The sequence below is a fragment of the Flavobacterium saccharophilum genome (assembly GCF_900142735.1).
GTDB lineage: Bacteria > Bacteroidota > Bacteroidia > Flavobacteriales > Flavobacteriaceae > Flavobacterium > Flavobacterium saccharophilum.
This window is the reverse complement of record NZ_FRBY01000003.1, coordinates 299,218-319,527: the sequence shown is the minus strand read 5'-3', so window position 1 is coordinate 319,527 and position 20,310 is coordinate 299,218. Positions and strand designations below refer to the sequence as shown.

Here is a 20,310-nt window from a genome sequence, read left to right as displayed (position 1 = left end):
ACCATCTACAAATTCAATTCACTTATGAAGAAAACATTTTGCGCCGCAGTATTGCTGTTAATTACTTCTTTTTCTGTTTTTGCACAATTAAAAACACCATTAGAGTTTATTCCCAATTACGGAAAACAAATCAGCTACTATCATCAGGTAGAAGATTATTTTAAATATCTGACAGAACAATCTCAGTTCATTAAAAAACAGAAATACGGTGCAACAAACGAACAGCGTGACCTGAATGTTTATTATATCTCAACTCCTGAAAATTTAGCCAATCTGGAGCAAATAAGAAATAACAATTTAGCCGCAATTGGATTATCAGGAAATAAAACCACAACCGTCGATGATAAAATAATTGTCTGGCTAAGTTTCAACGTTCACGGAAATGAATTTGCCGGAACCGAAAGTGCTATGACAGTTGCCTATGAACTTTTGAATCCATCAAACGAAGCTACCAAACAATGGCTGAAGAACACCATTGTAATTTTAGATCCGTGTATCAATCCTGACGGTTATTCACGTTACGGAAATTGGCTTAGAGAAATCACAGGCAAAAAAAATCATCCGGGTTTATATGACAGAGAACATATGGAAGTTTGGCCAGGCGGACGCTATAATCACTATCTTTTTGATTTAAACAGAGATTGGGCATGGCAAACACAAATTGAATCACAGCAACGTATTAAATTATACAATCAATGGATGCCGCAAGTACATACTGATGTACACGAAATGAGTTATAATTCACCCTACTTTTTTCCACCTGCAGCAGAACCTTTGCATGAATTTATTGAGCAATACCAAAAAGATTTTTACAATGTTTTGGGGAAAAATATTTCCCAAAAATTCGACAAGCAAAACTGGATGTACAATACCAGAGAGCGTTTCGATTTGTTTTATCCAAGTTACGGCGATACCTATCCAACGTACAATGGTGCGGTTGGATTGACATTGGAACAAGGCGGAATAGGAGCAGGCCGCGAAATAACAATGGAAAACGGAGCCAATGTAACAATCAAAGATCGTTTAACGCACCACGCAGCAGCAGTTTTAACAGTTGTAGAAAGTGCGGCTTCGCAAAAAGACATTCTCTTAAAAGGTTTTCGTGATTTTCATACCAATGCGCGTATAAAAGCGAAAGGGGTTTACAATACTTATGTTTTAAAAGCAAATCCAAAACTGGATCAGTTGGCCGAAATGCTGAAGAAAAATGATATTGAATTCAGTTATGCAGATGCTTCAGGCAGCGCATCAGGTTTTCATTATCAAAACAAGAAAAATGAAAGTTTTAAAATCGAACCAAATGATTTAATTATCAAAGCAGATCAGCCAAGATCAGTTCTCGCGCAGGTTTTATTTGAACCCAATCAAAAACTAAACGATAGCTTATCGTACGACATTACGGCCTGGGCTTTGCCATTGGCATATGGAGTTGAAGGTTATGCGGTAAAAAATAACCTTTCCGTTAAAACAAAAGCCAAAATAGAAACAACTGCAAAAACGCTTCCGGCCAGCGTTTATGCATTTTATGTGCCATGGAATAACAGAACTTCAGCGCAGGTAATTTCATTATTACATCAAGGCGGAATTAAAGTGCGTTCGGCGATGAAAAAAGCGGTTTTCGGAACCATGACAATCGAACCGGGAGGCTTAATTATTAGCCGCGCCGATAATCCAAAAATAGCCGATTTTGAAAAAACGGTTTCAGATATCATTAAAATTAAAACAGACTATAGTTTTATCACAACCGGATTTTCAACCAATTCGAAAGATATTGGTGGGGAGAATTTTGTATTGCTAAAAGCACCAAAAATCCTAATGTTATCAGGTAAAGGAATTGTTTCAACCGAATTTGGTGCGACCTGGCATTATTTAGACGAAACGATCAGTTATCCGGTAAGTATTGTCGAAACAGCCAATTTCAACAGAGTTAAATTATACAATTACAATACTTTAATTCTTAATGACGGTTCTTATGATTTTTCAGACGATCAGAAAAAACAAATAGATGAATGGGTTAAAAGTGGTGGAAAAGTAATTGCTATGAGCAGTGCTATTTCTTTATTTCAGGACCGCGAAGGTTATGCTTTGAGTTTGTTTGCAAGCAAAGAAGACAAAGAAAAATCAGAGAAAGAAGAAAAGGAAATCGAACTTAAAAAGCGCTTTTTGGACTTCGAAGGGTCGGAGCGAAGAGAGATTTCAGGAACAATTCCGGGCGCGATTATCGAAAACAAATTAGACAAAACCTACCCAATGGCTTTTGGTTTGGGTAATACTTATTTCAGTCTGAAAACCAACGAAAGATCCTACTCGCTTTTAAAGAGCGCCATCAATGTGGCTTATATTCCAAAAGGATTTGTAAGTTATGGTTTCGTTGGACACACGATCAGCAAAAAACTCAACGAAACGGTTAGTTTCGCGGTAGATAAAAGAGGCGACGGAAGTGTCATATACATGATGGATAATCCGCTCTTCAGAGGCTTCTGGGAAAACGGAATACTGTTATTCAGCAATTCATTGTTTTTAGTTAACTAACAAAAAAAATGCTCTTCATATAAAAGTTTGAAGAGCATTTTTTTTTATTTAGAAGCAGAAGATTTTATTTTCAAAAGAGCGGAGCTATTCGTTGTGATTTTTTGTGTTATTAATTAAGCGCGAAGAAGATAATACACAAGTATAGTTTACCATGTATAATTTAGATCTTGTTATAATTTTATTAATTTCCTTTTTTTACAAAACGTTGCATTAAATCATTTTTCTCTAAAAAATTATATCCTAAGTCCAGAGTTATTTGTTTTCCGTTTTCTAATCTAAATTGAAAATATTGCCCATCAGAAAAAATATATTTATAAACATCATTTGACCAATATTTAATGGTATATTTTTTTTCAAAATTGAAAACATTTTCTTTTGCATTTAAAAGAAATGTCATTAAATAAAAACTTTCAGAATCTGTTAAGGCACATTCCTGATCTTTTGCTTCAAAAGTAATATCTCTAAAATTCAGATAATTTCGATTATGATTAATTTTCCTTAGTTTAAGTTTTTGATAAAAAAATCTTAAAGGTGTATACGTCCAGCAAAACTCTGTTGGAGATTCATTTCCATAATCCGTAATAGTTTTTATTATTTTATTATTTTTAATGAAAGTTATGGTTATTGTTTCATCATCTGTATGACTAGCAATGTATCGATCATTAAGTTTTTTCCAATTTGTTTTTTGAAAATCAGTTTCAATTTTCGTGAATAGTTTTGGATTAAATGAAGATTGATATAAACCTTTTGGATAGGTATAAAAAAGACCGTTATAGATGATAGATCCATTTTTATTAATTAATACACTTGAAACGGGACAATTTCCATAGCAGCCAGATGACGAAATAATAACATTATCAAAATTTGCCGTATTATCTATTACATATTTCTTTTTTAAGAATTGTGTTGGCTTTGCGTCACTTCCTAAAATTGTTAAAGTATCAGAGGTAATACTGGAGATTTTATACGAATCCCATGTATTAGAGCTTAAGTCGAAAAGCTTTAAGCTGTCATTTTTAATCTTATATTTAGATTTGTTTCCGAGAAAGAAATTATAACTTCCGTGAGTTTTGGTTTTTTTAATACGTTTATAAAAACCAAGTTTGTTGTCATAAATATCATTTTCCTTAAACGAATAACCGGGCTTTAAATTTCCTAGATACCATAGTGGAGGAGGTGGTAGAGGATGACCTTGTTCATCATATTGCATTTTTTGATTTTCTATTAATTGCCAATCACCAATAATTTTAGTATCATAATCTTTTGTGTTTTTTTTGCAAGAAATTAAGAAGAAAAAAGAAATAATTATAAATTTTAAATATTTTGTCATGGGTTAGAGTCTGCTTTAATATTTATTTTCTACTTCAAAGCCTTAGATTCATTCTCCAACATCTTTTCGATATTAAAATAAATACCATCCACTTTATATTTCCCTTTTTCAAAACTTAGATAATCGCAATTGCCAACTAAAGCCTGGGATTTACTCTCTATTTCAAAAACATTTAGCATTAAATATTCATGTTCAACAAGTATAACATGAAATCCGGTTTCACATTGTTTTCCGTCTCCGGTCGAAAAAATGGCATTTAAAATGTTGTGGAATTTTAAAGAGGCCATTTTTGCAGCTTCTTCATCTCCTTTTAAGTGATAAATATAACTTAGAAAATTTAACTGCTTTAAATCAAAAGGAAAATCACTTAAGGAATGATTCGCTAACTTGATGATTTCATCGTAGTCCTTGGTGTCAAGTTGTTCTTTGCCATAAAATTCACGAAGTTTTTTTTCGTCTGGAGATCTCCAGAAGGCATTGTATTTTGGTTGAAAAACATAGCCAAGATATAAATGCTGATAATCGTCAGTGGTTAAAAGAGTATCATTTTTCACTAATCGTTCCATTAATTTCGGATAATAGTAAGAGGAGTTCTTGTCTTTAATTTCTTTTTCGATCGCTTTATAATCTGGAATTTTAAAAGCCGGTTCCTGAGAGAAAACATGTACTCCCATAAATAATAGGACTAAGATGAAAATTTTTCTGATCATAGGTTTATAATTTAGTTTGTGGTTTTTGGTAAAACTAAAGTACAAATTAATACTAATGTTTTCTATTGTAAGAAAAATAGAATAGTAAAAGATTTGAGTTATGATAAGCGTTTTATTTTTAGCCAATTAAATGAAAAGTAAACGAGCCAGTTAATTTTATTTAATTGTTATGATTTCTGAGATCAAAGAGCCTTCTTGTGTGTAGCCTTGAACTGAAAAAAGATAACCTTGTAATTGTTTATTTTGTTTAATTTTAATGTAAGTTTCGCCACTATTTTCGAGCACTAAATCTGGTTTCCAGTCAATTTCCAGCCAATTAGAATATTTATTTTCGTCGAAATCGTAGATTGGTGCATAGTATTTTTTTTCTCTATCAAATCCGTCGGTCACAAGATATTCTTCAAAAAGTTCTATAATATCTTTTTGATAATTTTCTGAAGTGAAAACCTGAAAAATTTTGTTGCCCCGAATAGGCTGAACCAGAATATTATCTATTTCATTTATTTGCAATGAAACACTTGATAGCTCGTTTGAAGTAATATATTTTCCGTCAATATACAAAAGAGCTTCCTTATTTATGCCGGTCTCTAAGTGGGTTTCAATGCCATTCCATTTTACCAGTTTAGTATCCTGGTCAAAATTTAAAAAGTACATTAAATCTTTATTTTTAAAATGATCTGCTATTGGTAAATTGTCATATTTTCCGATATCAAAAACTAATGGTTTGTATTTTCGAATGATTTTTTTTCGCTCTGTATACGTTTTGTTTTTTGAGGTTATATTAATTTCATCGAGTTTTATAGAACCTGACGTGTTTAATTCAGTCCACAAATCATCGTGTAAGACTGAATCTGTTGTTTTACTTTTTTCTATATTAAAATTAAAAAAAGGAGATGATTGAACAGAATCCACATGAAGGTTTTCGGGTTTAATGGCCTCGTTTTGATTTTTTAAAAACGAAATTTTCATATGATCGCCTTTGTAGATCAGGAGATTATTAAAGCTGAAGTCTTTTTTTTCGTTTAAAAATATTTTGTCAATAATCACATTGTCTTTTGTCATTAAGGCTAGCTGATTAGTTGGTTTAGGAAAAACATTTCCCTTTATTTTAAATCCAGCCTCAAAATCATATTGGTATGGAGGATTTAAATCTGTTATCATTTCTTTTGTGGAAAATTGAGTCCATCCCTGGGTGAGTAGTAGTAAATCAAGATGTTCATTTCTTTTTTGGTTTTCTTTCTTAAAGTAGTAAGCAGGATTTTCAATGTGTCCTTTTACAAATGGCGATAATAAGAAGGCACTTTTGATAGTAACAGTTTCTGTGTAATTTGTGGCATTTATAGGAAGTACTGATACACTTAAATTGGCTTGTAAACTTTTGTCTGTCTTAATTTTATAAGAGATAGAATCATTTTCTACAGTGTCTTTTTCTATTGTAAGGTTAACTGTTTTTCCTTTGTCTTCCTTATAAAATTTACGTTCTGCAATAGGTTGATTGTCTTTGAATAGCGTAATTGTGTTAACGCCTTCGACGAAGTTTTTTTTGTCGAATTCGAAAATGGTATTTTGAGTTTCTAAATCTGGAATCTCTACGTAATCAATAATTTGATTGCGTTGGTGAAATAAGATTTTATAAGTGCTTTTGAATGCCGTATTGCGGTTCGTTTTAATGATTAATTTTAAAATGTCCGAATTGTTGTTGTCAATATTCAGGAGTATACCGTTTTTTTGAGCAGCGGGAAGATTTACTTTAAACAGCGTGTCATTAGTTTTAATTAAGGCGGTATAGTTTTCGTTCAGGTCATAGAAAAAACTGCACTTTGACATTCCGGAATGTTCACTTTTGAAACTTGCAATTTCCTGATTTTTTTGATTAATAATTTTTCCCGAAAAATCATGTCCCTTACCATTAAGTAATGATTTTATACCTATTACGTTCTCAGCTCCTTCTAATAAATATCCTCCTTCTGGAAAAAGTTGAACATCATAATTGTTTTTGCCCTTACTTTCTTTTGATACAAGTTTGTTTATAATGTTGATTTCCTGAAAAAAGCGATGATCTACTCCAAAATTTCTCATGTAATTTGTAGAAGCCAACAGGTAATAAGTACCATTTTTTAAAGTATCATTCAAAACAAACTGGCCTTTGCCGACACCTTTATTTATAAAAATATTCTGGTTTTGAATTGTTTTTCCTTCTCCATTTAAAAGAGAAACATGAAGACGGCTTGTTTGATTGGATGGCTTGCTTTTTATATCACTTACATAGGCTTTGAACCAAATGATATCGTCATCGAAATAAGAAGTTTTATTAAGATGAAGAAATACTTTTTCAAAATACAATTGGTTTTTTTGCAATGGCAGAATTACAGTTTCTTCAAATGTTGTTTTTGGTAAAATGTCTGTGTTTGTTTTTTCTGAAGAGTTTTTTATCCTTGTGTTTTCTTGTGAAAATGAAAAACTGCAAGAAAGTATTAGAATTGATGCCATCAGAAAGTGTAGTTTTATCTGCAGCGTATTCTTAGATTTTGATAAAAAAGAGTTAGTCATAAAAGGCATTTTCAAAAATAGATTCTTCAATTCTTTAATGATCACCGAAGCGGGTTCTTAATTTTTGGAGTTATTATTTAAAGTTCTAGTTATTTCAAAATATCATTTTAATCGTAGCAAAACTCCTTTTCGTTTGACGATGTTTTTATAATCCCACTGTATTTCTCTTGCTTTATTGAGCCAGCGTTTTAAATCGTCTTCATTGATTTGTTCTGATGAAGTATATCGAAATTCGGCTGCTTTAAATGAACCTTCGTTTGAAAGTTTTTCTTCGTCAAAAGATTGACCGCTCCAAAAAAGTAAGCGAACATTATTTTTTAATTTACTATAACCAACAATCGGATTTCCGTCTAAAAACCAAACGGGGTGGGCATGCCATATTTTATTTTCTGCATCGGACAGATTTTCGTTAATTATTGCGGCAAGTTGATTGCAAATTTCTTTGTCTGAATCACTTTGTAAATTGTTATAATCTTGTACCGTTGGATTCATATCAATATATTTTGTAGAAAATAATTTGTTGAATTTTTGATGATTTAATTCTTAATCTAAAATAGTCTTTTTTTATTACAAAAATTTATGAATAATATCTTCTTATGAAAACTGGACCGCGTGAGGGATAGGAATAAGCTACCGAAGTAGCATGGATAGCCCGACAGCATCGCGATAAGAGGGCGTATATGCGCAAAGTAGTTTTGCCCTCTTATTGTGATGGTGGCACGCCCAAATAAAAAAACCGACTTGCTTTCACAAATCGGATTTTGTTTTGAAATTCTATGTAGTGTATTTATTCTACAAATTCTAATATATCGCCGGGTTGGCATTCTAATACTTTACAAATTGCTTCGAGAGTACTAAAACGTACGGCTTTTGCCTTGCCGGTTTTTAGGATTGAAAGGTTAGAAAGGGTGAGATCTACTTTTTCTGAAAGTTCGTTTAATGACATTTTCCTTTTGGCCATCATTACATCTAAGTTTACTATTATTGGCATAGTTAGATTGTTAATTCGTTTTCTTTTTGTAATTCAATTCCTTTTGCAAACAGCTGTGAGATGAAGTATAAGATTCCGGCGAAAAATAAAAAGGCATCACCATGTCCAATATGTTCTGTTAATTGCGACAGGTTCATTCCCATAGCGGTGAATTTTCCTGAATAAGAAACTGTTATGTTACTGAAAATACCAATTAATAGAGAGAAGCCGCTCATTTTCTGGATCAATTTTCCAATTGTTTCATGAAATGGACTAACGTAATTAATTTTTAAGAAAATTTGAATAACGGCATAAAATAGTAATGCTTCGAATATAGTAATTGTCGTAATGCAGAAAACCATAATGGAATAATCTACAACGTCATAGGCTTTTAATTCAGACAGATCTAAACCCAATGACAGGTTTTTTGCTCCGACCTCATTGATAAACATGCTTACGCCATAAGAGCATAATAGTGAACCTGCTTTTATACAAAGTCCAATAAAAACAATCCATGAAACTACATTCAGGAGTTTTAAAATGTAAGTAGAATTTTTTGACATGATTTTTGATTTTAAATAAATATACAGCAAATATAAATAAAAATTTATTGTTTATCAATAAATTTTTATTTTTACGAAAGAAATATTTTAAGCGGATGTTATTCTAACTCTACAGCCATTTCATTTTAAAAAAAAATCCGATCTGTTTTCACAAATCGGATTTTGATATTTTGTTTGAGTTTAATTATAGCTCCACTACTTTTCCTGTATGTACATCATATCGCATAGAAACGATTTTTATCTGATGCTCTTTTACAATTGGATTGTCCTGAATTAATTTTACAGAATGTTCGATATTAGCGTTAATCGCCCCTAAATAATTAGTTGCTTTTGGGGTTGCTTTATCGGCATCAACTTCTTCTTTTTCCTGTGAAATTGTTTCTACAATGTTGTCAATATGATTGAAATGTTTTTTGTACGAACCGTCTTTATCGTTTATATACGCTTTTATAGCACCGCATTCTGTGTGGCCCAGAACAACGATTAATTTAGTATCCAGATGTTCGACGGCGTATTCGATACTTCCCATATCGATATCAGAAATTAGATTTCCGGCATTTCGAATTACAAATAAATCACCAATTCCCTGATCAAATACGATTTCAGGCGAAACTCTGCTGTCTGAACAGGTAATCACTACCGCAAATGGTTTTTGTCCGTCCTGATTGGCTAAAACGGTTTTTTTGTTTTGACGTGGGTGAGCTGATTTCCCACTTAAAAACCTTTGGTTACCCTCTGTTAATTGTTCGAGAGAAGTTAAAATTTTTTCTTCTACTGTTTTGTGTTTTTTGCAACTAATTACAGAAAAAGCGATTAAGACAAGTATTGCGATTCTTATTTTCATTTTATGAATTTTTAAAGTTATTTTAATGTTGAGTTCTTTGTGATTTTTAGAACCGCGCAAAATTATTTTGATTTCACTTTAAAATTTGCCACAAGAAGTTTTTAAAATATCATTTGAGTCTATTTTTTAAAGGAGTTGAATGTAGTAGTAATATTAGCGACGAATTCTTTTGTGTATTGTCCGCTGGTATCTAAATCAGGATCTAAAATGGTTATTTCGAGTCCTGATAATTTTTCACTTTGAAATAAATGGGAGGTAAGTTCATTAAATTCGGAATATGTCAGTCCATCAGGAGTTCTGCTATCCACGCACGGCATTACAGCATCATTTAAAACATCGACATCAATATGAAGCCAAAAACCATCCAAATTCTTTGTTTCAATTTGGGAAAGAAAAGATTTTACACCATTTTCAATACCTTGTTTACGCAACATTTCAAGACTTAAATAAGTAGCAGTAGAATTTCGAATCTCATTTTCGTATTCATCATCATATTCGCGATTTCCTACGCACCAAAGATTTTCTTCTTTTATATAAGGAGATAAATTAAGGATATTGGTTAGTTTTTGAGGTCCGTTTCCTGTTACGATTGACGCTGCCATTCCACCAACTCCTCCCGTTTCAGATAAAGAAACATTTATAAAATCGGTATGGCCGTCAAGATAGAACAAACCGTAATTTCCTTTTTGTTTTAAAGCAATTGCTGATCCTAATAGAATACTGCAATCACCGCCTAATATAAAAGGGAATTTATTTTGAGTCAATAAATTATTTATTAAATAGGCTTGTTCCCGGGCATATTCAACTAAAGAATTTGCATTGAGAATTTGGGTTTCATTATCCTTATTACTGGTATATTTTGGAGGATCAAGTCGGATAATATCTTTATGCGGAATGAATTTATGCAAATTGTTTTTCCATAACCAGTCTGGTAATTTTTTTACGCCGGGTTCTTTTCCGGGTTGAGGTTCTTTTAAACCCAGATTTGATGGAAATTCAACTATGTATACTTCTTTCATAAATAATTTTATTTATTGTAAAGTTATAAAAATAAATAGGTTTGTTTTTGATGAAGAATTAAATACAAAATAAAAAATCCGACTTGCTTTCACAAATCGGATTTTTAAATTGAAAATTATATGTAACTGTGGAGGCGCACAGCAGTGCGTCTCATCTTAGTTTTACAAGTGAATTACTTCGCCGTAAGCATCAGCCACAGCTTCCATAACAGCCTCGCTCATCGTTGGGTGAGGGTGAATAGATTTTAAGATTTCATGACCTGTAGTTTCTAGTTTACGAGCTACAACTGCCTCAGCAATCATATCTGTAACACCAGCACCAATCATGTGGCATCCTAACCATTCTCCGTATTTAGCGTCGAAAATTACTTTTACGAATCCGTCTGGAGTTCCGGCAGCTTTAGCTTTTCCTGAAGCTGAGAATGGGAATTTACCAATTTTTAATTCGTAACCTTTTTCTTTAGCTTGTTTTTCAGTTAAACCAACAGAAGCGATTTCAGGAGTTGCGTAAGTACAACCAGGAACGTTTCCGTAATCGATTGGGTCTACGTGTAAACCAGCAATTTTTTCTACACAGTTGATACCTTCAGCAGAAGCTACGTGAGCCAAAGCTTGTCCTGGAGTAACGTCTCCAATAGCGTAGTAACCAGGAATGTTAGTTGCGTTGTAAGCGTTTACTAAGATTTTATCTCTGTCAACAGCAATTCCAACTTCTTCTAAACCGATGTTTTCAATGTTTGTTTTGATTCCAACAGCAGAAAGTACAATATCAGCCTCAAGAACTTCTTCTCCTTTTGCCGTTTTAACGAATGCTTTTACTCCCGCACCAGTTGTATCGATACGCTCAACAGATGAATTAGTCATTACTTTAATTCCGGCTTTTTTCAAAGAACGCTCAAATTGTTTTGAGATATCTTCATCTTCAACAGGAACTACGTTTGGCATGAATTCTACAATAGTAACTTCTGTTCCCATTGAGTTGTAAAAGTGTGCAAACTCAACTCCAATTGCGCCAGAACCTACAATGATCATAGATTTTGGTTGCGTTGGTAATGTCATTGCCTGACGGTATCCAATAACTTTTACACCGTCCTGAGGTAAGTTTGGCAACTCACGAGAGCGAGCTCCGGTCGCAATAATAATATGGTCAGCACTGTATTCAGTAACTTTATTGTCTTTATCTGTAACGTCAAGTTTTTTACCTGGTTTTAGTTTTCCAAAACCTTCAATAACGTCAATTTTGTTTTTTTTCATTAAGAACTGAACTCCTTTGCTCATTCCTTCAGCAACACCACGGCTACGTTGTACAACTGCAGGGAAATCTTTATCGAATTCAGAAACTTTTAATCCGTAGTCTGAAGCGTGTTTTAAGTAATCAAAAACCTGAGCTGATTTTAGTAACGCTTTAGTTGGGATACATCCCCAGTTTAAACATACACCACCAAGGTTTTCTTTTTCAACTACAGCTACTTTAAAGCCTAATTGTGAAGCTCTAATCGCTGTTACATATCCGCCAGGACCACTTCCTAAAACAATAACGTCGTATTTCATTTTTTTGGTTTTTAGTATTTATAACCGAAAATGAGGTTTATAATTCCGAAACTCACTCTTCGATTTTTCTTTTGTTATTTGTGATTGCGAATTTAAGGATTTATTTTAAAAAACACTTTAAAATTTATTTTTACCCGCGCTGATTTTGACCTTTTCACAGAAACTTAAGTAATTGTTAATTGTAAATTGTGAATTATGAAGTGAAAAATCAGATTTAAAAGCGAAGTCTCAAATTAAATTGTTTATCAAAAAGAAACGAAGTCGAAGTCCTTTCGTATGAAAGACCTTCGACTTCGTGCAAAGTGACTGCAATGATCAATTAACCATTTACAATTCACAATTTATAATTAAACTTTCACGTGTCCCCAGTTTTCTCCGCTGGCAATACGTCTGATTTGCATTTCGCTTACGCCAAATTGTTTGGCAATCATTTTAAGACGAGTTTTTTGTTCCGGTCTTGCCAAAATTTTCTTGATCAACATAACTTTAGTCGTAGTTAATTTTCGTCCGTCTGCTTTTAAGTTGTGTTCAATAAGATTTTTCTTTGCCTGAATTACACGCGGACTTTTACGGCTGTGCGCCATCATTTCGGCTTTTGTTGCCCAGCGTAAGTTGCTGACATCGTCATTACTTCGGTTGTAGTCTAAATGCAAAACATAAGTTTGCTCTTCAGATTCTTTTGGAAGAAAATATTGGGCAACTAATTTGTATAAAAAGAGGTATTTGTTGACAATTTTGTCGTCTTTTTTAACTTTAAATCTAAAGGTAGGATAACCATCACTCAAACCGCCTTTTAGGATGCGGCCGTTTTCAATTTCGTCAGTAAAGCTTATTAAACGGCCTCTGTTTGAAATGGCGTAACGTAATTGTAATGAAGCATTTATTTCTATTTCTTTGAATTGTTCGTTTGGGTAAAATCTGTTTTGTGGCATTTTCTTTTACATTTTGATTTCTATATATCTCAAAGATAAAAAAACCAAAAGTTAAAAAAGTTACATAATTTCCTCAGATTATTACATTTATGATTCCTATAACGCTAATTTAACTTTTTTAAGAACTTTTTTAGCATTTCGAAATCTAGTTTGCAACTGAAAATTGTGAATCGTATAAATTTTTGTAATAACCTTCTGCCTTATTCAATAATTCCTGATGAGTACCTTGTTCGACAATTAATCCTTTGTCCATTACAACGATTTTATCTGCATTTACAATCGTCGCTAATCGATGTGCAATTATAATAGAAGTTCTTCCTTTGGTAATAGTTTCGGTTGCACGCTGAATTAATTCTTCAGAATAAGTATCAATAGAAGAAGTGGCTTCATCCAAAATCAAAATACTAGGATTGCTCACATACGAACGTAAAAAAGCAATCAATTGGCGTTGTCCTGAGGATAACATAACACCACGTTCTTTTACATCAAAATCATAATTATCAGGCAAACTCATAATGAAATCGTGTACGCCAATTTTTTTCGCAGCGTTCAAAACCTGTTCACGGGTAATTTCAGGATTTTGTAAAGTAATATTATTGTAAATTGTATCGGCAAATAAAAACACATCTTGTAGCACCACTGCAATCTGTTTTCTTAAGGATGCCAAAGTATAATTCTCAATATTATGTCCGTCGATAAAAATGGTTCCACTGTTGATTTCATAAAAACGATTCAACAAGTTAATGATAGTTGATTTTCCTGCTCCTGTAGAACCTACAATAGCAATTGTTTGTCCTGCATCAACAGATAAATCAATTCCTTTAATAACTTCTTCTTCCGGAATATAACTGAAACGTACATCCTTAAATTCAATACTTCCATCAAAAATAGGAGCTTCAATCGTTCCCGTATCCTGAATGTGATCTTGTGTATCGATAATATCAAAAACACGATTAGCTGCAATCATTCCTAATTGCATCTCATTAAATTTATCCGCAATCTGACGCAATGGGTTAAACAACATCCCGATGAACATTGTATAAGAGAATAAATCTCCAAAAGTCGTAAAATGATCTCCGTTCAGGATTTTAAATCCGCCATAAACGACAACTAATCCTAAAGTTATAGACGAAATAATATCAGCAATAGGGAAGAATATCGAGTTGTATAGAATCGTTTTGATCCAGGCAACGCGATGTTTATTATTGATTTCTTTAAAGTTCTCCGCTTCGATTCTTTCTCTGTTAAAGAGTTGTACGATTTTCATTCCCGTAACGCGTTCTTGTACAAATGAATTCATATTGGCAATCTGCGTACGAACTTCTTCAAAAGCAACCTGCATTTTACGTTGAAAAATTCGGGTAATGTAAACCAGAATTGGCATCGCGACAATTACAATCCAGGTCAGTTTCCAGTTCATATAAAACATAAAAATCAGTACGACCAGCATTTTCATCATATCACTGATGATCATAAACAATCCCTGGCTGAAAATACGCGCAATCGATTCAATATCTGATACTGATCTGGTTACCAATTGGCCAACCGGAACCAAATCAAAATATTTCATTCTGAAGCTCAAAATATGTTTGAAAAGTTTGGTGCGAATGTCTTTTACAATGTCCTGTCCCAACCAGTTGGCCCAATACACAAAATAGAATTGGGAAAAAACTTCCATTATAAGAACTAACCCCATTAATATAATGTACATCAATAAGCCGTACTTATCATGGGTCTTGATATAGCCGTCGACCGTTTGTTTTAATAAGTAGGGGCGAAGTGCAGCAAAAATAGAAAGTGAGACTGCAAAAATAATAACGCCGTAATAGCGCCATTTATAAGGCTTTGTATAGGTTAAAATTCGTTTGAATAATCCAGTATCGAATGCTTTTGCTTTCATTATGTTTTTTTGCTTTAAGCTTTAGGCTTTAAGCTATAGGCTAAAAAATAAGGCGTAATGCCTACAGCTTAAAGCCTAAAGCTATAAATAATCGTATTTAATTTCGGTTAAATATAAACCATGTGCAGGAACCGAAAACCCGGCCTTTTCTCTGCTTTTACTCGCAATGATATTTTCAACATCAGCAAGAGTAATTTTATGTAACCCAACATTTACCAAAGTTCCAACAATGGCGCGAACCATATTTCTTAAAAAACGATTTGCCGAAATGGTAAAAATTAGCTTATTATTTTCTTGTTTCCAATAGGCCTCAAAAATCGTGCAATCAAATGTGTTGACATCTGTATTTACTTTTGAAAAACATTGAAAGTCGGTATGATTTAACAAAATCTTTGCCGCTTCATTCATCAAAACTACATCTAATTTTTGATTAAAATACCAACTCAATTCCTCCAAAAATGGATTTTTAACAGTGTTGATATGGTATTCATATGTTCGTTTTGTAGCATCAAATCGGCAATGTGCTTCATCATGAACCAATATAATGTCAAATATCGCAATGTCTTTTGGAAGATAAGAATTTAGTTTGTGTACCAAAGTCGGAACATCAATCTGAGTTTCGAAATCAAAATGGCCATACATTTCCTGAGCATGAACTCCGGTATCCGTTCGCCCGGCGCCCATAACATTTATAGGAGCATTCAATAAAACTGAAAGTGCTTTGTTTAAAGTTTCCTGAACGGAAGAAGCATTCGGCTGAAATTGCCAGCCATGATAATGTGTTCCGTTATAAGCAAATTGAATAAAATATCTCAAGGTAAAGGTTCAAAGGTTCAGAGAGGCAAAGGTACAAAGATTTTTTTCTTTATAGGTTCAAAGTCACAAAGGGACAAAGGTTCAAAGATTTTTTTGTTGCAAAGATACATTGCTGTATAAAAAAAAGATAAATTTCTAAAGACGTTCAATTTTGCATTCGTCAATAAAAACCTTTGAACCTTTGCCACTCTCAACCTATGTACCTTTCTCAAGAACTGTTAAAACCCAAAATACCAATCATAGTTTACACAGCAAAAAATCGTGTCAGAAATTGACAATTCCAACGATTTAATCAAAGCATTTTTTTTACTTTTTTTTGAAAAAGTAGTTAAACGTTAATTTTGAAAATATTTCATTTTAACAGGAAATATTTCTCCTATGTTTGTAGTCTAAATATCAAAAATCATGAATGAAATTACTTCTTACTGGTGGATTATTTTAATCTTATTCTCCATCATTTTTTACAAATTTATTTTGCGCGTTTTCTTCGGAATGGTAATGGTTCCCGAAGATAAAATTGGTCTTGTGACCAAAAAATTTGTTTTGTTTGGTACCGACAGGTCGCTTCCGGATGGTCGTATTATTGCGACAAAAGGTGAAGCAGGTTATCAGGCAAAAACGCTTGCTCCAGGTTTGTACTGGGGAATGTGGATCTGGCAATATTCAATTGACATGACTGGATTTACCGTTATTCCGGAAGGAAAAATTGGATTGGTTTTAAGTAAAGACGGACAGGAGATACCAACAGGACGAATCTTAGCCAGAAAGGTAGATAGTGATAATTTTCAGGATGCTACTTTTTTCTTAGACAATGGAGGACAGAAAGGACGTCAGACTGCTTTTATTACAACAGGATCGTATCGTATTAATACGTTCCTTTTCGAAATCGTAATTGCGGACCAAATCAAGATTTATGAGAACATGATTGGTATCGTAACCGCTTTGGATGGAGAACCAATTCCGCAAGGACAAATTGCAGGTAAGTTTGTTGAAGGCCATAATAATTTTCAGGATTTTGACAAATTTTTAGATACTGGCGGAAATCGTGGTTTGCAGCCTCAGGTAATGTTGGCAGGATCTTACTATATTAATACATGGGGAATTCAGATTGAACAAAATCCAATGACTGATGTGCCAATTGGATATGTGGGAGTGGTGATTTCTTATATTGGAGAAGACGGTCAGGATGTAACCGGTGATACATTTAAACACGGAAACATTGTTTCAAAAGGACAACGCGGTGTTTGGATGGAACCTTTTGGTCCGGGAAAATATGCGTTGAATAAATACACAACAAAACTAGAACCCGTTCCTACAACTAATTTAGTTTTGAATTGGGCAAATGCCAGAAGTGAATCGCATGATTTGGATAAAAACCTTTCAACGATTACCGTTCGTTCAAAAGATGGTTTCCCGTTTAATTTAGATGTGGCGCAGATTATTCACGTGCCAGCGGCCGAAGCACCAAAAGTAATTGCGCGTTTTGGTAGTATGAATAACTTGGTTTCTCAGGTTTTAGAGCCTACAATTGGTAACTATTTCAGAAACTCAGCTCAGGATAGTGATGTAATATCTTTCTTAAGTACCAGAAAAGAACGTCAGGAATCGGCTAAAAATCATATTAAATTGGTATTGGATGAATACAACGTAAATGCAGTTGATACTTTGATTGGAGATATCGTTCCGCCAGATTCATTAATGAAAACATTAACGGACAGAAAATTGGCAGAAGAAGAGCAGAAAACCTATCAAACCCAAAGAATGGCACAAGAGCAGCGTCAGGGAATGGAGAAAGAAACTGCGATTGCAGATATGCAGAAAGAAATTGTTCGAGCTTCGCAAAGTGTTGAAATTGCTCAAAGAACGGCTGATGCAACGGTTAAAAAAGCAGAAGGAGACGCAACCAGTTTAAAATTGAATGTAAATGCTGAAGCAGAAGCTACAAAAATGCGTGCTAATGCAGAAGCCGAAGCAACAAAAGCAAGAGCAGGAGCACAGGCTGAAGCAACCAAATTGAATGCAAGCGCAGAAGCAGAAAGAATCTCGAAAACAGGTTTGGCTGAAGCAGAAAAAATCATGGCAATTGGTAAGTCAACTGCAGAATCGTATCAATTGCAAGTAAGCGCAATGGGTGGAGACAACTTTACAAGATATAAAGTTACCGAGGAAATTGGTAAAGGAAATATCAAAGTAATTCCAGATGTATTAATTTCCGGAAATGGTGGATCTGATGGTTCAATAAGCGGTTTATTAGGATTAAAACTAATGGAAATGATGGATACCAAAGATTCAAAGGATGGTAAAAATTCTAAGAATTAATTAAATCCAGATGTTATATAACAATACCTAACAGGTTTTTAAAACCTGTTAGGATACAAATCCGGTTTGCGAAAGCAAATCGGTTTTTTTTAATAAAAAAACTTAACAACTTAGTATCTTAGAACCTTAGCACCTTTAAAAAAAACCTTTGTACCTTTGTACCTCTGAACCTTTGCCCCTTAAAAAAGAATGATCAAAATCCTCCTCCTTTCCGATACTCACAGTCATATTGATGATACTATTTTAAAATATGTGGCTCAGGCCGATGAAGTTTGGCATGCCGGAGATATTGGAGATTTGCATGTTACCGATACCATTAAAAAGCTAAAACCTTTACGTTGTGTGTATGGTAATATTGATGGGGCAGAAGCGAGATTGGAATTTCCTTTACACAATCGTTTTTCATGTGAAAATGTTTCAGTTTGGATTACGCATATTGGAGGTTATCCGGGAAAATATAATCCGGCGATTAGAGAAGAAATGACGTTGAATCCTCCTAAATTATTTATTTGTGGACATTCGCACATTTTAAAAGTAATGTTTGATAAAAAGAACAATTTGCTACATATGAATCCCGGTGCATGTGGGAAAAGCGGATTTCATCAAATGCGAACCATGCTACGTTTTGTGATTGAAGATGATAAAATTAAAGACTTGGAGATTATTGAAATAGGGAAAAAATGATCTTTTCACTTAATGAGGAAGCGGAATTTTAATTCTAATCTTTGTTCCTTCATTGGGTTTTGAATCTATAGTAAAACTTCCTTTGAATTTTTTAATTCGGGCTCTGATTCTGTTAAGGCCGAAACCTTCTGCATCTTTTGTTTTTTTAGTTGTGAAGCCTTTTCCATTATCATGAATTACAATAACTAATCGATTGTTTTTTTCGATTAAAGAAATTGTGGTTTTTTCTGCTTCGCTATGTTTTATAATATTACTGAAAAGCTCAGAAACAATAAAATAAAGCTTCATTTCGAATTTTTCAACATATCTTTTTTCTGTCGGAATTGTACTTGAAAATTCAAAAACAATACTCGAATTAGAATTTCTTTCGCATAAATCTTCGAGGGCATAAAGGAGTCCAAAACGAACTAAGAGAGCGGGAACAAGATCGTGAGATATGTCACGCAAAAGATCATGGACTTCTGCCAGAATTGCTTTTGTTTTCTGAATTTCTTCCGAATTAATATTGTTTTGGGTAGTGAAGACATTTAAATGCAATCCTGCTGATGATAAAAGTGAGTTGACGTTGTCATGTAAAAAAGAAGCAATTTTTTTTCGCTCTACTTCCTGATTGTCAATTCCGGCATTAATGACATTAAGCAGTATTCTTTGTTTGATGTCTTTTCGTTTTATTTTCTGTTTTAGTTGATTGTTCTGGTAGAAGAAATAAAACAGAAAAAATAAAATTACAATTAAGATGATAAATAAGCTGACTACTTTTTTGTTTCTTAATTGTTCGTATTTATGAAGTTCAGAAATGGTAGCTTTTTTTGATTTCTCACTTGTTTGAATTTCTACTTTCAATATCTCTTTTTGCTGACTAAAAACTGGAATTCTATTAGACGTAAAGGAAAAGAGAAGGACGACTAAAAATCTAATAAAAAACATCTAAGGATTAATTAAATTGTTTTTTAAAGCGTATTTAACCAGACCAATAGTATTTTTAGTCTGCAATTTTCTCATAATGTTTTTGCGATGGGTTTCGACCGTATTGGTACTGATGAAAAGTTGTTCACTTATTTCTTTTCCACTATATTCCAGCGAAATTAATGCGACAATCTCAATTTCACGGGGAGTTAAAATCGGATTTTCGATGTAGATGTCTTTATTTAATTTAGAATTATCGTGTGTGAAAACGTGGAAGATTTTCTCTCTCACAGCATCACTAAAATACTCTTGTCCCTGATAAACATTATTAATAGCCTGAATGATATGTTCGCCGGCGCATTTTTTGGTCAGATAACCTTTTGCATTTAATTTCATTACTTCCTTAATGATTTTTAGTTCATCATAACTGGATAAAATAATGACTTTGCAAGAACTGTTGTTGCTATAAAATTCCTGTAATACTTTGATACCATCTTTCTCAGGCATGCTTATATCGAGAACTAAAATGTCAGCATTGTTTTGAAGAACATCGTCATATATAGTAGTACCATTCAAGGAATTTCCAACTACTTCAAAATTAGAAACGGTTTGCAATAAATTGGTAAGACCATCGATCAGTACCTGATGATCATCGGCCAGATGTATCTTTATTTTATTTGTTAT

The 20,310-nt window shown here is 33.3% G+C and carries 17 protein-coding genes; 3 read left to right on the top strand and 14 right to left on the bottom strand.

Translation table 11 applies throughout. The features are described 5' to 3' along the window. Window positions 1-24 precede the first annotated feature (24 nt). On the top strand, window positions 25-2,532 hold the full coding sequence (locus BUA98_RS11375; protein WP_072972598.1) for a M14 family zinc carboxypeptidase: 2,508 nt from the start codon (window positions 25-27) through the stop codon (window positions 2,530-2,532). A gap of 181 nt (window positions 2,533-2,713) precedes the next feature. On the opposite strand, the gene BUA98_RS11370 is transcribed toward BUA98_RS11375, so the two are convergent. From BUA98_RS11370 to truA, 12 genes are all read right to left on the bottom strand, one after another. Next, the gene (locus BUA98_RS11370; RefSeq protein WP_072972597.1) at window positions 2,714-3,862 is read right to left on the bottom strand and encodes a DUF6438 domain-containing protein; all 1,149 of its coding nucleotides are present in this window, start codon (window positions 3,860-3,862) and stop codon (window positions 2,714-2,716) included. Window positions 3,863-3,891: 29 nt separating this feature from the next. After that, entirely contained in the window at window positions 3,892-4,572 is a 681-nt protein-coding gene (locus BUA98_RS11365) for a DUF4919 domain-containing protein (RefSeq protein WP_072972595.1), read from the bottom strand. Window positions 4,573-4,728: 156 nt separating this feature from the next. Further along, window positions 4,729-7,062: a hypothetical protein gene (locus BUA98_RS11360; RefSeq protein ID WP_139257009.1), complete on the bottom strand. Its 2,334-nt coding sequence runs from the start codon at window positions 7,060-7,062 to the stop codon at window positions 4,729-4,731. A gap of 162 nt (window positions 7,063-7,224) precedes the next feature. Continuing rightward, window positions 7,225-7,614 carry a DUF1801 domain-containing protein gene (locus BUA98_RS11355; RefSeq protein ID WP_072972592.1) on the bottom strand — a complete coding sequence of 130 codons (390 nt, stop codon included), beginning with the start codon at window positions 7,612-7,614 and terminating at the stop codon, window positions 7,225-7,227. 295 nt (window positions 7,615-7,909) lie between these two features. Next, a complete protein-coding gene (locus tag BUA98_RS11350) occupies window positions 7,910-8,113 on the bottom strand; it encodes a helix-turn-helix domain-containing protein (RefSeq protein ID WP_072972590.1) in 204 nt (67 codons plus the stop codon). 2 nt (window positions 8,114-8,115) lie between these two features. Beyond that, complete coding sequence (locus tag BUA98_RS11345) at window positions 8,116-8,655, bottom strand: DUF2975 domain-containing protein (protein ID WP_072972589.1); 540 nt, start codon at window positions 8,653-8,655, stop codon at window positions 8,116-8,118. A 184-nt stretch (window positions 8,656-8,839) separates the two neighbouring features. Next, window positions 8,840-9,499, bottom strand: coding sequence for a carbonic anhydrase (locus BUA98_RS11340; protein ID WP_072973283.1), 660 nt, complete (start codon window positions 9,497-9,499; stop codon window positions 8,840-8,842). A gap of 119 nt (window positions 9,500-9,618) precedes the next feature. Continuing rightward, complete coding sequence (locus BUA98_RS11335) at window positions 9,619-10,518, bottom strand: arginase family protein (protein WP_072972587.1); 900 nt, start codon at window positions 10,516-10,518, stop codon at window positions 9,619-9,621. Between the two features lie 162 nt (window positions 10,519-10,680). Next, complete coding sequence (lpdA, locus tag BUA98_RS11330; protein WP_070907207.1) at window positions 10,681-12,069, bottom strand: dihydrolipoyl dehydrogenase; 1,389 nt, start codon at window positions 12,067-12,069, stop codon at window positions 10,681-10,683. Window positions 12,070-12,416: 347 nt separating this feature from the next. Continuing rightward, window positions 12,417-13,001: an NUMOD4 domain-containing protein gene (locus BUA98_RS11325; RefSeq protein ID WP_072972585.1), complete on the bottom strand. Its 585-nt coding sequence runs from the start codon at window positions 12,999-13,001 to the stop codon at window positions 12,417-12,419. Window positions 13,002-13,146: 145 nt separating this feature from the next. Beyond that, window positions 13,147-14,901 (bottom strand): ABC transporter ATP-binding protein, encoded by a 1,755-nt coding sequence (locus BUA98_RS11320; RefSeq protein ID WP_072972583.1) that lies wholly within the window; start codon window positions 14,899-14,901, stop codon window positions 13,147-13,149. Window positions 14,902-14,982: 81 nt separating this feature from the next. Beyond that, window positions 14,983-15,717, bottom strand: a complete 735-nt coding sequence (gene truA, locus BUA98_RS11315) for a tRNA pseudouridine(38-40) synthase TruA (protein WP_072972582.1) — start codon at window positions 15,715-15,717, stop codon at window positions 14,983-14,985. 405 nt (window positions 15,718-16,122) lie between these two features. Here truA and BUA98_RS11310 point away from each other — a divergent pair, with 405 nt between their 5' ends. Continuing rightward, entirely contained in the window at window positions 16,123-18,036 is a 1,914-nt protein-coding gene (locus tag BUA98_RS11310) for an SPFH domain-containing protein (RefSeq protein ID WP_072972580.1), read from the top strand. A 189-nt stretch (window positions 18,037-18,225) separates the two neighbouring features. Continuing rightward, window positions 18,226-18,720, top strand: a complete 495-nt coding sequence (locus BUA98_RS11305; protein WP_072972579.1) for a metallophosphoesterase family protein — start codon at window positions 18,226-18,228, stop codon at window positions 18,718-18,720. A 9-nt stretch (window positions 18,721-18,729) separates the two neighbouring features. Here the strand turns inward: BUA98_RS11305 and BUA98_RS11300 are convergent, their stop codons facing one another. Continuing rightward, on the bottom strand, window positions 18,730-19,563 hold the full coding sequence (locus BUA98_RS11300) for a sensor histidine kinase (RefSeq protein ID WP_244279195.1): 834 nt from the start codon (window positions 19,561-19,563) through the stop codon (window positions 18,730-18,732). A gap of 84 nt (window positions 19,564-19,647) precedes the next feature. Continuing rightward, complete coding sequence (locus BUA98_RS11295) at window positions 19,648-20,310, bottom strand: response regulator (RefSeq protein ID WP_072973281.1); 663 nt, start codon at window positions 20,308-20,310, stop codon at window positions 19,648-19,650.

What these genes read in the sequence shown, in the direction of transcription:
- BUA98_RS11375 (WP_072972598.1), top strand. Translation starts at nt 25, where the DNA reads ATGAAGAAAACATTTTGCGCCGCAGTATTGCTGTTAATTACTTCTTTT.
- BUA98_RS11370 (WP_072972597.1), bottom strand. Translation starts at nt 3,862, where the DNA reads ATGACAAAATATTTAAAATTTATAATTATTTCTTTTTTCTTCTTAATT.
- BUA98_RS11365 (WP_072972595.1), bottom strand. Translation starts at nt 4,572, where the DNA reads ATGATCAGAAAAATTTTCATCTTAGTCCTATTATTTATGGGAGTACAT.
- BUA98_RS11360 (WP_139257009.1), bottom strand. Translation starts at nt 7,062, where the DNA reads ATGGCATCAATTCTAATACTTTCTTGCAGTTTTTCATTTTCACAAGAA.
- BUA98_RS11355 (WP_072972592.1), bottom strand. Translation starts at nt 7,614, where the DNA reads ATGAATCCAACGGTACAAGATTATAACAATTTACAAAGTGATTCAGAC.
- BUA98_RS11350 (WP_072972590.1), bottom strand. Translation starts at nt 8,113, where the DNA reads ATGCCAATAATAGTAAACTTAGATGTAATGATGGCCAAAAGGAAAATG.
- BUA98_RS11345 (WP_072972589.1), bottom strand. Translation starts at nt 8,655, where the DNA reads ATGTCAAAAAATTCTACTTACATTTTAAAACTCCTGAATGTAGTTTCA.
- BUA98_RS11340 (WP_072973283.1), bottom strand. Translation starts at nt 9,499, where the DNA reads ATGAAAATAAGAATCGCAATACTTGTCTTAATCGCTTTTTCTGTAATT.
- BUA98_RS11335 (WP_072972587.1), bottom strand. Translation starts at nt 10,518, where the DNA reads ATGAAAGAAGTATACATAGTTGAATTTCCATCAAATCTGGGTTTAAAA.
- lpdA (WP_070907207.1), bottom strand. Translation starts at nt 12,069, where the DNA reads ATGAAATACGACGTTATTGTTTTAGGAAGTGGTCCTGGCGGATATGTA.
- BUA98_RS11325 (WP_072972585.1), bottom strand. Translation starts at nt 13,001, where the DNA reads ATGCCACAAAACAGATTTTACCCAAACGAACAATTCAAAGAAATAGAA.
- BUA98_RS11320 (WP_072972583.1), bottom strand. Translation starts at nt 14,901, where the DNA reads ATGAAAGCAAAAGCATTCGATACTGGATTATTCAAACGAATTTTAACC.
- BUA98_RS11310 (WP_072972580.1), top strand. Translation starts at nt 16,123, where the DNA reads ATGAATGAAATTACTTCTTACTGGTGGATTATTTTAATCTTATTCTCC.
- BUA98_RS11305 (WP_072972579.1), top strand. Translation starts at nt 18,226, where the DNA reads ATGATCAAAATCCTCCTCCTTTCCGATACTCACAGTCATATTGATGAT.